We start from the raw sequence: 14,501 nt of genomic DNA on the forward strand, positions 1-14,501 counted from the left end.
CTGACGAAAAGGCAACTCGCCAAAATGGATTTAACGAACATAAATGACTCACACAACATCAATTGAGAGACATTTCAAATCTTAAAGCGTGAAAATTACGCCGTTTATACTTTTGTGTACGTTTGCGCTTCCAGATTCCTCACTGTTTGGAGAAAAACTTCCGCCCGTCCGCTGCGGTCTATTCTTACCGCCCCTGGAGATCCTGCGCTGCAAATTCCGGGTTCTCGTATTATGGTAACTGTAAGATTTCCCGTCCCAGACGATTGCTGCGGTATTGAAGATGACACTCGACCGGTCCGAGCCGCGCGAAGCGAGCCGCCTCTCCTCTAACCTTGAGGACGAGACGCTGTTCCCGGTTGTGCCAGAGCAGAATTTCCATGTCCGGCGCATGACGCTGATCGCCCTGCTGGTGGCGGCCATCGTCCTGCCTTGCGTGTACGTCGTGGCCATGGCGTTCAGCGATCTGCGCGACCGCGAAGCCGACGCCACCGATCTGACGCTGCGCACCGTGCGCGTGGCCGAAGAGCATGCGCTGAAAGTCTTCGACATGAATGAAGCGCTCGATGCGCGCGTCGTGGACCTGGTGCAAGGCCTTGACGACGACGGCATCCGCACGCGCCAGGCCGATATCCACGCGAAACTGGGCACCATGGGCGGCGGCTATCCGCAGGTCGCCGCGGTGTCGATTTTTGGCCGGGACGGCACCTTGCTCGCGAGCAGCCGTTTTTATCCCGCCCCGCCGGTGTCGATTGCGAAACGCGACGACTTCACCGGCATTCGCGACGGCAAGGTGCTCGAACACATTTCGAAGGACATGGTGGGTCAGGTCGCCGGCGAAAACGTCTTCAATACCGGCGTGGCGCGGCGCGATCTCGACGGCGCCTTCGCGGGGGTGGTTTCCGTCGCGCTGCGGCCGGGTTATTTCACCGCCTTCTATCAGGAACTGCTCGGCGGCAACGACACGCCGATGACCATGAGCCTGACCCGCGCCGACGGCTCGATTCTCGCCCACTACCCGTCCGCGCCGGGCCAGCCCACCGCCGTCCGGCCGCACACGCCGTTCACCGACGCCCTCGCCCAGGGCAGCCGCGCCGGCGTGGTGCGGCTGCGCTCGGTGTTCGACAACGACAATCTGATCGTCGCCTACCGGCGTGTCGGTTCCTACCCGGTGTACGTGTCGTGTGGCTACCGCACCTCGGCGATCTGGGCGGGCTGGTACCGTCATCTGAGCGTGCTGATTCTTTCCATGTTCACGCCTTCGATCGTGTTGTGGTGCGTGATCTGGCTGTCGCTGCGGCGTCTGGGCGCAGAAGAGGAAGCGTGGGAGCGCTGGCAGGCCGAGGCGTCGATGCGCCGCTCGATCGAATCCGCCTACCGGCAGTCGCGCAAGATGGAGGCACTCGGCAATCTGGTGGGCAGTGTCGCGCACGATTTCAACAACCTGCTGATGATCGTCTCCGCGAACGTGCAGATCGCAAGGCGGCGCGGTGCGCCGGGGCTCGACCGCGAGCTCTCTGCCATCGAGCGGGCGCTCAAGAACGGCCAGTCGCTCACGCGCCAGTTGCTCGGCGTGGCGCGCAAGCAGCCGCTGCGCAACGAAACGCTCGCCGTCGACCGGTGGCTGCCGGCCTGCCGTGAACTGCTGCGCGCGTCGCTCGGCGCAAAGATCTCGCTTGTGATGGATATCGGCACCGACGTCTGGCCGATGCGGGTCGACGTCGCCGAGCTCGAACTCGCGCTGATCAACCTCGCCGTCAATGCACGCGACGCGATGCCCAACGGCGGCCGTTTCACGGTGCGAGCGGCCAACATCACGTTCCGCCACGAGGACGGCTTTCCGCTCACCGGCGAGTTCGTGCAGCTCTCGCTCGAGGACACCGGCGTCGGCATGCCGCCGGAAGTGCTGTCCCGGGCGTTCGAACCGCTCTTTACGACCAAGCCGAAAGGCATGGGCACGGGCCTCGGCCTGCCCCAGGTATTCGCATTCTGCGAACGCTCCGGCGGGCTCGCCGCGATCGACAGTGCGATCGGCGCGGGCACCTCGGTGCGCCTCTACCTGCCGCGTGCGGCAGCCGTGCCGGAGATCGAGCGCCCCGCCAACGAGCCGAAGGTCGAGGAGGCGGGCACCCCGCAAGGCCTGCGCATCCTGCTGGTCGAGGACAACGACGAAGTCGCCGCCGGCACCGAAGCCTTGCTACAGATGATGGGCCACCAGGTCACCTGCGTATTCAACGCCGATACGGCGCTGCGCCTCTTTGACGACGCCCACGCCAAGCAGGCGCGAACCGGCGAACTGCTGCCCTTCGACCTGGTCATCTCCGACATCCACATGCCGGGCGCGACGAACGGTATCGATCTTGCCGAAGCAGTGCAGGCGTTCGAAACGCGCCTGCCGATAATTCTCGTGACAGGCTACGCGGAAGAGCTCGACCGCGCGCGTCATGTCGACGTGCGGGTGCTGTCGAAGCCCTTCGATATCGCCTTGCTCGACAAGCTGCTGCAGGATATTCAGCGCGATCTGACGCAAACCAGCACGCATGCCGCGGATTGAGCCCTGCGACCGCGTTCGGATCAGCGCGAATTACCGATTTTTGTAAAAGCGCCTCGCCTGCTTACCGGCCAACCGCCCGCAGGCGTCCTCAGCAGGTCCTTCCCACGCGCGCCCCAGCCCGGCCGCAATGCCTCCGGCGTCACGCCGCGCTTCCCGGCACGATCGTTGCGGCTGCGCATGAAGGAAGGTGCCGCACAACTGCGGCGGCGGCCTGGTGAAAACATGGGGAGACGGCCATGCGACATACTGTGATTGGTTTATTCGACACCTACACCCTGGCGGAAAGCGCGCGCGATACGCTTGTGCAGACGGGCTTCGCCTCCGACACCATCGAGCTGCAAGCGAACCCGATACCCTCTGCCAGCGCAGCGGACAACGCCGCGGCCGGCCCAGGCGTCCTCGCCAATATCGAGCGTTTCATTGCCAGCCTGTTCGCCAAGGAACCGCGCACGGCCGAGGCCGAGCGTTACGCAGACGCCGTGCGGCGCGGCGCGGTGCTGGTGTGCGTGAATGCCGCCAGCGAAGCGCATGCCGAACTCGCCCGCAATACGCTGGTGCGGCTGGGCGCCACGGATATCGGCGAGCGTTCGCCGGGCTGGGATGCGGCACTGGACGATCCGGACGCACGCCGCGAACACTCGGTGCTCGACGAACTCGGCCTGAGCAGCGCGGCCCCGGCGCCCATGCCGCGTCACCCGGCAAGCACCCGCAGCGATCCGGCGCCGGGTATGCCGGCCGCGTCGGCCGAGCCGCGCGCCGAAGAGCCGCCGAGAGCGTCGCCGCTCAGCGAAGCGGCGACGCTCAATACCATCGCTGCCGGTAGCGCGCCAGGCTTCGGCGCGGTGTTTACGCCCGTTGATGTCGCCCCGGCGGCGCGTCAGCCGGAGCCCGTGGAAGGTGAAACGATCCCCGATGAATTTCTCGAATACGAAGAGGACTTCCGTAATCACTACGACGAGCAGTACGCGAGCGGCGATAACCGGTACGAGGACTATGTGCCCGCTTACCGGTACGGCGCCACCATCGCCCGCGACATGCACTATCGCGACCGCGTGTGGGAAGACGTGGAACCGGAGGCCCGGCGTCACTGGGAGGCCACCTCACCCGCTGCGACCGATACGTGGGAACGCTTCAAGGCCGCGGTGCGGCACGGTTGGGATCGCGTGACGGGGCACCATCACGTGTGATCTGGCGAGGCGCGCCACGCAACGGCGCGGCGCTACACGCAGAAAACGGGCGGCATCGCGCCGCCCGGCCTGTGCGATGCCGGAGCAATCCAGGAAGATCCAGCGGCCAGCGCGGCCTGCTGCTCAGCCCGCAAACCGCTTCACCCACGCAACATAGCGATCGACGAACGTTTGCAGGAACTTGCGGGTGTCGTCATTGAGGATGTTGCCGTTGGCGTCGATTGTCGCCGGGTTGTGCTTGATAAACATTTCCGGCTGACCGAGCATCGCGACGTCCAGGTAGGACAGTACATTGCGCAGATGCTGCTGGCTCAACGCCGTGCCGGTCGCGCCCACCGACGTGCCCGCCAGTCCACCCGGCTTGCCCGCCCAGGAATTCGAGCCCCACGGGCGCGAACCCCAGTCCAGCGCGTTCTTCAGCACGCCAGGGATCGAGCGGTTGTACTCGGGGGTGACGAATAGCAGGCCATCGGCGGCTTCTACCTTTTGCTTGAACTGCCGGGCAACTTCCGGAAAGTCCGGGTCATAGTCCTGGCTGTAAAGCGGCAAGCTGCCGATGTCGAGAAATTCGAAGGAAAAATCAGCGGGAGCGAGAGAAATCAGCGCTTGTGCCAGTTGCCGGTTGTACGACTCCCGGCGCAGGCTGCCAACCACAACGGCGATATGAAGGGCCATGGTTTGTTTCCTCAGTGAGAGCGCGCGCAGCGCGAAAGGTCTGCGCTGTAATCATATGCGGTAGCGCTGCGAACTGAGTGAACGCGGCCGAAAAGCGCGATCATCGAGCGGCGAAATAAGGGGCGGCATCGTCTCGGCGACGCTGCCCGGTGGATAACCTGAGGCGCCCGGAAGTTATCCACAATTTCGCTGAATAACCTTGTGGATAAGTGAGGGATTTGCCTTTCCAGTCAAGCACGTCCCCGGACTGAGACGATTTAAGGCAAATGACCGTTTTGTTAAGAATCGATGAGAAATCGTAACAGGATGCGTCGAGGGTGCTGACGGCCGCTTCGACCCGTCGCTCGGGCATCTCCGGCGTGGAAGCGGGCTTTGCTGAATAAAAATGGGCGCCCCGAAGGCGCCCATTGCTCGCGTATCCGCAAGCCGCGCGGTAAGCCGCGCCGCGTGGCTGGAAGCGACTACTGACCGAAGAACACGTTGCAGTACGAAGCCGGGCCGTCGCACTTGGCCGGAGCTGCAGCAGCATTGGCAGTACCCGACACAGCGGCGAACAGGGCAACAGAAGCGATCAGGGCGGACAGGATGCGTTTCATGGTGAAATTCCTCAACTCAGCGTGGGTTTTGCGATCGCGGAACGATCGATTTGGTGGCTGAAGAATATCGATGAAGCATCTACATAAAAACCGCGAAGTCGTGAAGATATTCTCTTTGAAAATGCAATAATCGCCTTTCAATGGCGCGGCCAAAGAGGCTCCCATGCGGGCCAAAGCCGGTGCAACAGGGTAGAGCAGGTATTGGACCGGACAACTACTTTCAAATTGCGAAATAATAAATTTCTAGCGCTGCGGCTGTCATAAATTCGCCGTCAAGCCGACCAAGGCCTGATGAGGTCACCGGTATGGGCGGCGCCGTGTTGAATTCCAGTTTGCTCCGGCAGAAACGTGCGAGAGAATCGGCGCCAAGTCCATTTCGGGCGCCCAGAAAAATATCCCCCCATGAAGACCACCGATTTATCAGAACGCTCAGGCTGGCGCGGCAGGCTGGCGCGAATGCCGGTCATGTCACACCCAGATTCCGTACGGCCGCGGAGGCTCGCATGACGCAGACGGGCGGCCCCGCTTTCGACGACCCGCTTTACCTCACGAAACTGCGGCATGACCTGTTGCGCTTCGCCCGGTTGCAGCTGCGCGATGCCGCAGCCGCTGAAGACGCCGTCCAGGAGGCGCTGGCCGCCGCGTGGTCACAAGCCGACCGGTTCGCCGCGCAGTCGGAGCACAAGACCTGGGTGTTCGGCATTCTGCGTCACAAGCTGGTCGACACGCTGCGCGCCCGCAAGCGCACCGTCAGCCTGGCGGACCTCGACTCCGAACTCGAAGACGAAGCGCTACTCGACCGCGAACTCTTCAAGGACAACGGCCACTGGTCCCGCGAAGCCAAACCGCGCCCCTGGCCGACGCCTGAAACCGCGTTACGCCAGCAGCAGTTCTGGCAACTCTTCGAAATGTGCCTCGATCACTTGCCGGAGCAAATTGGACGCGTTTTCATGATGCGGGAGTTTCTCGACCTGGAGACCGACGAGATCTGCACCGAATTGCAACTGACCGCCAATCATTGCAGTGTCCTGATCTACCGTGCGCGGCTGAGGCTGCGCACTTGCCTGACCGAAAAGGGCCTTTCCAGAGAGGATGCGCATGGGGAAGTGTAAAAACATCACGCGTCTGCTGTCGGACGCGCTCGATCGGCCGTTGCGCGCAGGAGAGTGGATTGCGGTCGGCCTGCATCTGCCGACCTGCAGCGGCTGCCGTAATTACCGCAAGCACATCAGTCTGCTGCGGGCCGCTTCACGTGAGATCAGCGGTCTCGATAGCAACGAAGATATTCGTTCGGATGACTAATGTCCGGATGCGCTGAGCCGGCCGCCTAGCGCTCGCCGGGCGGCGTCAGGCGATACCGTTCGAGAAAGGCCGCGTGCCCGGCCTCGTCGACATGCGGCGCGTGCTTCTCAGTGCTGGCGGGACGTTTCGCGAGCATCGCGCGCGGACGGATGGGCCGATGCTGAAAGTTGCCGCCGCAATTGGGACATACGTTGGACAACGCGCTCAACGCGCAAACCTCGCAGAACGTGCACTCGAAGGTGCAGATCATGGCGTCGGGAGCATTGGGCGGCAGGTTCTTGCCGCAGCGTTCACAGGACGGTCTCAGTTCCAGCATCGCAGACTCCGGATTCAGGTAGAAAAGCCGCGCGTCACAACTTTCAGTGCCACGCAGAGAAAGCCGCCGCTGGACTCGCGATGTGCCGATCCGGCATCTATCCATCGCGGCCAGCGACGCATGGGCTGGCGCCTTCGGTTCAGGTCAGCACGCCCCACAGCACCAGGGTAAGCGCAAGACCGACCACGGAGACGATGGTCTGCAGGATCGACCAGACGAACACGGTCTGCTTCAGCTTCAGGCCGAAGTATTCGCGCACCATCCAGAAGCCTGCATCGTTCACGTGGCAGAAGAACACCGAGCCTGCTCCAATGGCAAGCGCCATCAGCGAATTGTGCGCCGGACTGAGACCCAGTACGACCGGTGCGACGATCCCGGCCGTCGTCGTTGTGGCCACGGTGGCGGAACCGGTCGCCTGACGCAACGCAACGGCGATCAGCCACGCGAGCAGGATCAAAGGCATGTGCGCACCCACCGCGATCTTGCCGATGGTCGTGCTGATACCAGCCACCACGAGCGCCTGTTTGAGGCCACCGCCGGCACCGATAGTGAGCAGCAGGGCAGCGATGGGCGGCAGACTTTTGCGCAGGATGCCGCTCACGCGGTCGCGCGGCATGCCACGCGACCAGCCGAGCGCCACGATCGCGAACAGAACGGTCAGACCGAGGGCCACCAACGGTTCGCCAAGGAAGTTGAGCGCATTAAAGAGGAACGTTTCCGGCTGAAGCAGCAGCTTGGCGACGGTACGGCCCAACATCAGAATGACCGGCAACAGGATTGTGATCAGCGAAATGGCGAAGCTCGGGGGCTCGGCCGTATCGGTCTGGGCCGTGAAAAGTTTGCCCATTTCCTCCGGTTCGGCTACGTGCATGCGTTTGGATAGCCAGATGCCGTACAGCGGTCCCGCCAGAATCACCGCCGGAATCGCGACGATCAGACCGAGACCGAGCGTCAGGCCAAGATCGGCGTGCAAGGCGCTGACGGCGATCAGCGGACCCGGGTGCGGCGGCAGCAGCGCGTGCAGCGTCGTCATGCCGGCCAGCGCGGGAATCGCGATCCGCAGGATGGGTTGCTGGGAGCGGCGCGCCATCACGAAGATGATCGGCACCATCATCACCAGACCCACTTCGAAGAACAGCGGCAGACCGATGATGATCGCCACCAGCGCCATCATCCACGGCAAGAGGCGTGGCGTGGAATGCTTGAGGATGGTCGATACCAGCCGGTCGGCCGCGCCGGAGTCGGCCATCAGCGCGCCGAGCATCGCCCCAAGCGCAATGATGATGCCCACGTCGCCGAGAAGTGCGCCTGCACCCTTGCTGAATGCGCTGGCCACCGCTTCGAGCGGCAGGCCGGCGGCAAATCCGGCCGCGAAGGTGCCAACCAGGATCGACAGAAACGGGGCCAGTTTCAGGACGCTAATGAAAACGATGATCAGTGCAAGCCCCAGCACGCACGAAAGGATCAGTTGAGTGTCGTGGGGCGACCACGGCGCGAGTGTTGTCGGTAAATGCACGATTTCCCTTTTTGTCGATTGACGCCGCGGCGGCTATGCGCGGATGACGGCGATTGTAGCGGGCGGCGGCGCCAAGGCGCAGCCAAGTGTGGTGCGGATAGGCCGGGCGAGTTTCGGCACCTGGCGTAAGTCGCGTAGCGTGGTTCTTTACATAGTTCGGCGATTGACGCGATTCAATCGCGCCGGCTCACTCGAATAGCGATTTGACGTTCTCGGGCGGGCGTCCGATTACGGCGCGGCCATTACGCACGACAATTGGACGCTGCATCAGGATGGGATGCTGCTCGATCGCTTCGTATAACTGATCGTCAGACAGTCCGCGGCTTTCCAGGCCCAGTTCCTGGAATGCAGACTCCGTGTCGCGCAACATTTCGCGGACCGGACAGCCAAGCATGGCGTGGAGGCTTTTGAGTTGTGCGGCCGAGAGAGGGTGTTTCAGATACTCGACGATTTCTACGGGCTCGCTGGTTGTATTGCAGGTGGTGGCGATCAACTCGCAGGTGCTTCGGGATTTGGAGCAGCGGGGGTTGTGATAGATCGTGATCATGAGCTTGGCCGGTCGCGGGAAGGCAGTGCATTGGAAGGTGGGGATTTTAGCGTTCATACAGGGATGGATGCAGGGCGGTCTAACCGGTGTTTCGCCGTGACGGGGGCGCAGGTTGGACTGCGCGGGTGGGGCGGGGCAGCGCCGCCGCGATCTACTAGTGCTGACTGTGAGTACTAGTGCTGGATGGGTAAGTTTCGTTTTTAGTTTTTTAGCGCTTTATCTGAGGTTGAGCGGCACTGGTGCAGAGAGTCGAGTGGGCGGGATGTTTATGCGCATAAAGTGGCTGCCGCTGCTATGCCAGTACCGCGGCGCTCATCTTGCTGTTCTGAGCCGATGTGGCTGTGTGCTGTGCTGACCTCCGCGCGCTATCTCGAGTGGACCACGCAAAGCCAGTTCGTCGAACCGCACCGTCTGCCTGCGCCGTCTGCCTGCGCCGTCTGCCTGCGCCGTCTGCCTGCGCCGTCTGCCTGCGCCGTCTGACTGAACCGTCTGACTGAACCGCCTCGCTGCTCGAACGCAACGCTGCACGGAGCAACCGAAACACGCAGCAATGCGCGGGGAAACGGTAAGTCATTACGCCACGACGTCGGTCACCAGGATCTGCACGCGCAGGATCGAATGGCATATCTCAAGCGCGGCCTCACTGGCACGCCATACACACGGCCACATCACTGCCTCGTTACCAGCACATAGTTCAAAGGCGCGGTTCACCGCAGCAACCCAACCCACCAAGAACACTCGCGCGCCGCGCTTTGGCAACCGCGCGGGCTCGTTTATGCGCATAAACCTCTGCCGAATGGCTAACGCGTCGTACGTTTACGACAAAACGATTGAAATAGAAATTCATCACGGTAAAATCCAACAGCGTCTAAAAAGAGGAGGTGAAGATTGGCAGCAGAAATCATCGCGGTAACACAGCAGAAGGGCGGGGTCGGCAAAAGCACAATCGCGATGCACCTCGGCGCAGCCTTCCATGAGAAAGGCAAGCGCGTCCTCGTCGTAGACGCCGACGGCCAAAACACCCTGGTGCACTGGACCAGCGCTTCCTCCGACAGCGAATCCGGCATCCCCTTCCCGGTCGTCAACCTGTCCGAGTTCGGCGGTCAGATCCACCGCGAGATCAAGAAGTTCGTAGCAGACTACGACATCATCGTGGTGGACTGCCCTCCGTCCATCACCGAGAAAGTCTCCGGCGTCGTCCTGCTCGCGGCTACCGTCGCCATCATTCCGACCTCTTCATCGCCGGCAGACTACTGGTCGAGCGTGGGATTGGTGAAGCTGATCCAGCAAGCGCAAGCAATGAACGAAGACCTGCGCGCCGTGTTCCTGCTGAACAAGACCGAAGAGAAGCGGATGCTGACCCGCGAGCTCAAGCGCGCGCTGGAAGAACTGGGCTTTCCCCTGCTGAAGACACAGATACCCACTCGCGAAGCCTATAAGCAGGCCATGGCCCTCGGACAGACCGTGCTGCAAATGAGTGACCGCGGCGCCAAGCTCGCCGCCGCAGAGGTACGCGCGTTCGCCGACGAGATCGCCGCCCTGCTCCCCTGAATTTATGCGCATAAAGGACACTGAATGAAACCCTCCCAATTTGCCAAAGGCTTTCAAGCACGTCCGGATACGACTAGCAGCGAAAAGCGAACCGCCCTCGACCGGCTCAACGCCATCGACGGCCTGGTACAGAACGCACCGAAGGCCGCCGACATTGTCGGCCGCACCAGTCAGCCCGTTTCCACGCCAGTCGTTGCCGAAGCCGATCCGGCGGAAACGCTCAACGAGTCTGCCGAGTACCACGCATGGCGGATTGAACATGGATACCGCCCGGGGCAGGTGATCGAGCTCGCACTTAAAGCGATCAAACCCAGCCCGTTCAACCCGCGCCATTTCTATCTGAAGTCGTCGATCGCCGAGCTGGCGGTCAATCTGGCGAAGCAGGGTCAGCAGCAGGCGATCCATGTGATCCCCGACTACGACAACCCCGGCACTTACTTCGTCAGCGATGGTGGCCGGCGCGTACGGGCGTTGAAGGAAGCGAACAAGGAGTTGGTGAAGGCGATCGTGATCGATCTGCCGATCGGCATTCAGAGCTACAAGCTCGGCTACGATCTGAACGTCCAACGCGATTCACAGACGGTGTTCGACAACGCCATTGTCTGGAAGCGCTTTCTCGACGAAAAGTATTTTCAGAGCCAGAAGGAATTGGCGGAGCATCTTGGACTCGACGAATCGACGGTTGCAGTCGCCCTGTCTATCGCCAAGTTGCCCGAGGTGGTGATGCAGGAGATGGTTGCGCGGACAGACCGCTTCGGCTCGAACATGGCTTACCAGGTGGGCCGTTATCACAGCGCTCGCGGCTCCGACGCCACGCTACGGCTGATCAACAAGATCCTCTCCGACGATCTGAGCACGCGGCAGGTTGCCGATATCGTCAAAGGCCGCGCCACCGCCCAGGAGAGCACCAAGGTAGCGGGGCGGCAGCGCTATGCGCAGCGCCTCGAGATCAAGCTCGACGGGGTCGCGGTGGGGGATCTGAAGACGTACGGCGAGGACCGCATCGAACTGCGCCTCAAAGGACTGTCGAAAGAGAAGCGTGACGACATCCTGAAGCAGATCGAGCAGATGTTGCAGCAGAAATGAGCGATTGCACGACGCCGGAAACGGCGCCGTGCATAGCAGGGAAAAGCAGAGAAAATCAGGCCGCGCGCGACTGGCTCAAGGTGAAAGCGAGCAGATCGCCGTCGGTCGGCTCACCCCAGGTCTTGCGGGCCAGCCAGTCAAAGAAAGCCGTCTCCGCGAGCTTCGAGTCGAGCCCACGACGGCGCCAGTCGTCGCGCATGTGAGAGCCGAGATCCGGCAATTCATCTTCTTCAAACGAGCGGCGCGCCACATCCCGTTCCGACTCACCTTGCTCGTCGTAGAGCGCACGCGCTTCCTTACGGCGATACGCCGAATACTCTCCCAGCAAGCGCGCCTTCAGATCGTCGGCCGGCGCGGCCACCGCTGCCTTACCGCCACTGCCTGATGGCAAGGCCTCGACCGGCGGAGCATAACCCTTCTTCAGCGCGTCCTTGAACAGGGCGGGCGCACTGCGCACCGGCGGCAGCGAGGTGCTGCGCATACGTTGCTCGGTCATCTGCAAAGCAGCGCGAATACGGTTTTCCTCGCTGTCCGCATAGAGCGTTTGGGCTTCCTTGAGCGGAATGCCGATCTTCACCATCCGGTCGACCAGCGTGCTGTCGAACACATTCGGATGCTCGTCGAGCGCCAGCATGGGCTGCTTGCGCTCGGTCACGCGGAACTGGATCTCGGCAACCCGGCGGCCTTCGCGATGCTCGATCAGCTCGACAAAGATGTTGGTGACCGCGTTGACCTCGGCGATAGCCGGCCGCAGGTAATCGCGCTTGAAGTACTTGTACTCGCGCTTTGCCTCGTCGCCCGCTTCCGTGTCCGGTGTGCCGGAGAGAATCGGCCGCCACCATTCCCACGACTCGCGCATGGTCAGGTGGCTGGGGTTGGTCAGATAGCGCACGCAGATCTCGTACAACGCGAGGCCCGCGCTACTGCGCAACTGGCTCTGGAACTGCAGGCTCAAACGCGCGTACTGCACCGGGTCGAGCAGCTTTTTCTTGATCTTGGGCGCGAACGAGAACTCGACCCACACGCGCCGCGTGGTCGGATCTTCAAGAATTTCCGCGTCGGCAATCAGCGTCGAGATGCCCCACTTGCGGCCAGGCTTCTGACTCGAGGTGCCGGTACTCCATTCAACCTGCACCGACACCATGCGACGCAGGTGCTCCTTGACGAGCGCGGTATCGTTCGAATCGAACGCGGAGTTGGCAACAATATCGGAGAGCAGCGCCCGGTAGGTATCACCAGACTCGTCTGCCTGCTGGGCAACCGCCAGCAAAACGTTGAACAGCTTTCGGGTAAGAAGGGTGATCTTGCCGCTCTTGGGCTGAATCGCAATTGCCTCGACGGCTTTGCGCAATTCGGCTGAGCTGGGGCTCACCACATCGGTCTTCTTCGCGCGCTTCGTGGCCATGCGTCGGGTCGAGGAGGGATTTGGCGAGAGCATACCGGCTGTGGTGAAGCACGTCTATAGGGACCCTCTCACCATTCCCGGTGAAGTGAGTTTACGGAGCGCGACTCACCTCGATTCGATCCCGAAAATGCTCACCTCAACCATTTGACGCCAGGTTGCGGGCGTCTTTGCTCCTCGCGGGCCAGGCAAAAATGGCCTGTTCCAGGGTGCATCGCGATCGGGAGGTTTACTCTCCCGTATCGACTCACCTTAAAAAATGTCGCAAATTCACGACTTGATTCGCACTCCTGGATGGCTCGACTTTGGCATGCAGTTCGCGCCCCGGAGGGGAAACATGAAGGGCGTGATCCTGGTGGCAGGGAAAGCGGGCGGCATTTAGCCCACTCCTCACGCCTGGGTTCACCACGGTACAACGCGTCTTCACGGATAGCTCGTTTGCCGGGATGCCTCGTACCCCGACCCACCCTCGACACTACGCCGCAGCACACTCACCTGCTAGCGCAGTCCCCAGCGAATCCAGCCTCGGCCGAAAGGGCGCACCGAACAACCGTGGTCTGCCGCCCCACGACCCGGAACGCACAGTCCGCCGACGCCCCTTTCTTCAATCACGCTCTGACGCCCAAACTCCCGAAAAGCCTCACCTTTACTCGAACCGAACCCACGAAAACACGCGGCCCAGGCCAAACTGCATAGGAATAAAGCAACAAAACATTCCCGAAAAACCTCACCTTTGGCTCGAATCGCCCCCTCGTGAATCCCCCTGCGGGCACCCGCATTTGCCTCCCGAAAAGCCTCACCTATTCCAGAATCATCGAAAATACATAGCAATTTCAATCACTTGTAGAAAACACATCGCGTATCACTTCAAATTAACAGGTCCCGAAAAGCCTCACCTTAAGGATCGTCTCAAGTCCGGGCACGTCGAATCACTTCCGCGCTGCAAGCTCCCGAAAAACCTCACCATAAAGAAATCAGCGCTCGCAAATTTGGTCTCACCAAACAAGCTCGGTGGGGCATTTCCTGTAAGTAACCGCAAACTTTCTCCCGAAAAACCTCACCTGAGCCGATTTTTACGGTCCAATTGGTTCCTGAAAACGCTCACCTCTGGCCCGCGCCGGACGATTTTCGATGGCCGTCGAACTGTCCGCGCACGCCTCCCGAACAAGCTCACCTTTGTCTGCAAGACGGCAAATCCAGGCCGCTCCTGCTTTTCAACCCCTCCCAGAGGTCCCTCGATGCCCCCGAAAAGCCTCACCTTAGCCGGCCTATGCACAAAAATCGGGCACAAATGCGTCTCGCTCCCCGAAAAACCTCACCTTCGCGGCGCGTTTTCTCCCGAGTTGCCTCACCGAAGGCTTTCAGCGCCCCGAATTTGCGCCGAAAAATGCCTTTAGAATCCCTCCCGAAAGCGCTCACCGCTCTGATCTGATGCGTTTCAGGCAATTTTTACGTCCAGCCGGGCTGCTCGGCCTATCTGGTCCTGCAAAGCCTCACCTTTCGTGATTCGGTATTTTGTAAGTGACTCCTGAACCCGCTCACTCAGTGTCCCGCAGGCCCTCACCACGGTCCCTGAACCCCATCACTCGACCATCCCGCAATCCCTCACCAGGCCTCCCGTAAAGCTTCACCTGACTTCGCTGAAACCCTTGCCTGGTAAGGATCTGCCGTGGCGTTAACGTTTTTAACAAGGGTTCAAGGGTGTTTACTTTTATTACTCTCAAGAATTTCATCCCCCGTGTGTCCTTCGGACTTGTCTCTTATACACATCT

General features: G+C 61.4%; 12 protein-coding genes. 6 read left to right on the plus strand and 6 right to left on the minus strand.

Annotation, left to right across the window (positions count from 1 at the left end; genetic code table 11):
* Positions 1 to 280: 280 nt before the first annotated feature.
* The gene (locus FFS45_RS24550; protein WP_137957226.1) at positions 281 to 2,551 is read left to right on the plus strand and encodes an ATP-binding protein; all 2,271 of its coding nucleotides are present in this window, start codon (positions 281 to 283) and stop codon (positions 2,549 to 2,551) included.
* A gap of 236 nt (positions 2,552 to 2,787) precedes the next feature.
* Entirely contained in the window at positions 2,788 to 3,738 is a 951-nt protein-coding gene (locus FFS45_RS24555; RefSeq protein ID WP_137957227.1) for a hypothetical protein, read from the plus strand.
* Between the two features lie 123 nt (positions 3,739 to 3,861).
* Here FFS45_RS24555 and FFS45_RS24560 read toward each other — a convergent pair whose 3' ends face one another.
* Positions 3,862 to 4,413, minus strand: coding sequence for an NADPH-dependent FMN reductase (locus FFS45_RS24560; protein WP_137957228.1), 552 nt, complete (start codon positions 4,411 to 4,413; stop codon positions 3,862 to 3,864).
* A gap of 461 nt (positions 4,414 to 4,874) precedes the next feature.
* Positions 4,875 to 5,009 carry a hypothetical protein gene (locus FFS45_RS42790; protein WP_283204773.1) on the minus strand — a complete coding sequence of 45 codons (135 nt, stop codon included), beginning with the start codon at positions 5,007 to 5,009 and terminating at the stop codon, positions 4,875 to 4,877.
* A 503-nt stretch (positions 5,010 to 5,512) separates the two neighbouring features.
* Here FFS45_RS42790 and FFS45_RS24565 point away from each other — a divergent pair.
* Positions 5,513 to 6,121, plus strand: a complete 609-nt coding sequence (locus FFS45_RS24565) for an RNA polymerase factor sigma-70 (protein ID WP_137957238.1) — start codon at positions 5,513 to 5,515, stop codon at positions 6,119 to 6,121.
* Positions 6,108 to 6,311, plus strand: coding sequence for a zf-HC2 domain-containing protein (locus tag FFS45_RS24570; RefSeq protein WP_137957229.1), 204 nt, complete (start codon positions 6,108 to 6,110; stop codon positions 6,309 to 6,311). Before FFS45_RS24565 ends, FFS45_RS24570 begins: the two co-directional genes overlap by 14 nt.
* Positions 6,312 to 6,336: 25 nt before the next feature.
* Here the strand turns inward: FFS45_RS24570 and FFS45_RS24575 are convergent, their stop codons facing one another.
* From FFS45_RS24575 to arsC, 3 genes are all read right to left on the minus strand, one after another.
* Positions 6,337 to 6,627: a DUF1272 domain-containing protein gene (locus FFS45_RS24575; RefSeq protein ID WP_137957230.1), complete on the minus strand. Its 291-nt coding sequence runs from the start codon at positions 6,625 to 6,627 to the stop codon at positions 6,337 to 6,339.
* Positions 6,628 to 6,766: 139 nt separating this feature from the next.
* Positions 6,767 to 8,143, minus strand: a complete 1,377-nt coding sequence (locus tag FFS45_RS24580; protein WP_137957231.1) for a gluconate:H+ symporter — start codon at positions 8,141 to 8,143, stop codon at positions 6,767 to 6,769.
* A gap of 187 nt (positions 8,144 to 8,330) precedes the next feature.
* The gene (arsC, locus tag FFS45_RS24585; RefSeq protein WP_137957232.1) at positions 8,331 to 8,690 is read right to left on the minus strand and encodes an arsenate reductase (glutaredoxin); all 360 of its coding nucleotides are present in this window, start codon (positions 8,688 to 8,690) and stop codon (positions 8,331 to 8,333) included.
* 888 nt (positions 8,691 to 9,578) lie between these two features.
* Here arsC and parA point away from each other — a divergent pair.
* Both parA and FFS45_RS24595 read left to right on the plus strand, forming a co-directional pair.
* Entirely contained in the window at positions 9,579 to 10,241 is a 663-nt protein-coding gene (gene parA, locus FFS45_RS24590) for a ParA family partition ATPase (protein ID WP_137957233.1), read from the plus strand.
* A 24-nt stretch (positions 10,242 to 10,265) separates the two neighbouring features.
* Complete coding sequence (locus FFS45_RS24595) at positions 10,266 to 11,327, plus strand: ParB/RepB/Spo0J family partition protein (RefSeq protein ID WP_137957234.1); 1,062 nt, start codon at positions 10,266 to 10,268, stop codon at positions 11,325 to 11,327.
* A 55-nt stretch (positions 11,328 to 11,382) separates the two neighbouring features.
* Here the strand turns inward: FFS45_RS24595 and FFS45_RS24600 are convergent, their stop codons facing one another.
* Positions 11,383 to 12,732, minus strand: coding sequence for a replication initiation protein (locus FFS45_RS24600; protein WP_137957235.1), 1,350 nt, complete (start codon positions 12,730 to 12,732; stop codon positions 11,383 to 11,385).
* Positions 12,733 to 14,501: the final 1,769 nt, after the last annotated feature.

This window comes from Burkholderia sp. 4M9327F10, from assembly GCF_005503145.1.
Lineage (GTDB): Bacteria > Pseudomonadota > Gammaproteobacteria > Burkholderiales > Burkholderiaceae > Paraburkholderia.

What these genes read in the sequence shown, in the direction of transcription:
- FFS45_RS24550 (WP_137957226.1), top strand. Translation starts at nt 281, where the DNA reads ATGACACTCGACCGGTCCGAGCCGCGCGAAGCGAGCCGCCTCTCCTCT.
- FFS45_RS24555 (WP_137957227.1), top strand. Translation starts at nt 2,788, where the DNA reads ATGCGACATACTGTGATTGGTTTATTCGACACCTACACCCTGGCGGAA.
- FFS45_RS24560 (WP_137957228.1), bottom strand. Translation starts at nt 4,413, where the DNA reads ATGGCCCTTCATATCGCCGTTGTGGTTGGCAGCCTGCGCCGGGAGTCG.
- FFS45_RS42790 (WP_283204773.1), bottom strand. Translation starts at nt 5,009, where the DNA reads ATGAAACGCATCCTGTCCGCCCTGATCGCTTCTGTTGCCCTGTTCGCC.
- FFS45_RS24565 (WP_137957238.1), top strand. Translation starts at nt 5,513, where the DNA reads ATGACGCAGACGGGCGGCCCCGCTTTCGACGACCCGCTTTACCTCACG.
- FFS45_RS24570 (WP_137957229.1), top strand. Translation starts at nt 6,108, where the DNA reads ATGGGGAAGTGTAAAAACATCACGCGTCTGCTGTCGGACGCGCTCGAT.
- FFS45_RS24575 (WP_137957230.1), bottom strand. Translation starts at nt 6,627, where the DNA reads ATGCTGGAACTGAGACCGTCCTGTGAACGCTGCGGCAAGAACCTGCCG.
- arsC (WP_137957232.1), bottom strand. Translation starts at nt 8,690, where the DNA reads ATGATCACGATCTATCACAACCCCCGCTGCTCCAAATCCCGAAGCACC.
- FFS45_RS24595 (WP_137957234.1), top strand. Translation starts at nt 10,266, where the DNA reads ATGAAACCCTCCCAATTTGCCAAAGGCTTTCAAGCACGTCCGGATACG.
- FFS45_RS24600 (WP_137957235.1), bottom strand. Translation starts at nt 12,732, where the DNA reads ATGGCCACGAAGCGCGCGAAGAAGACCGATGTGGTGAGCCCCAGCTCA.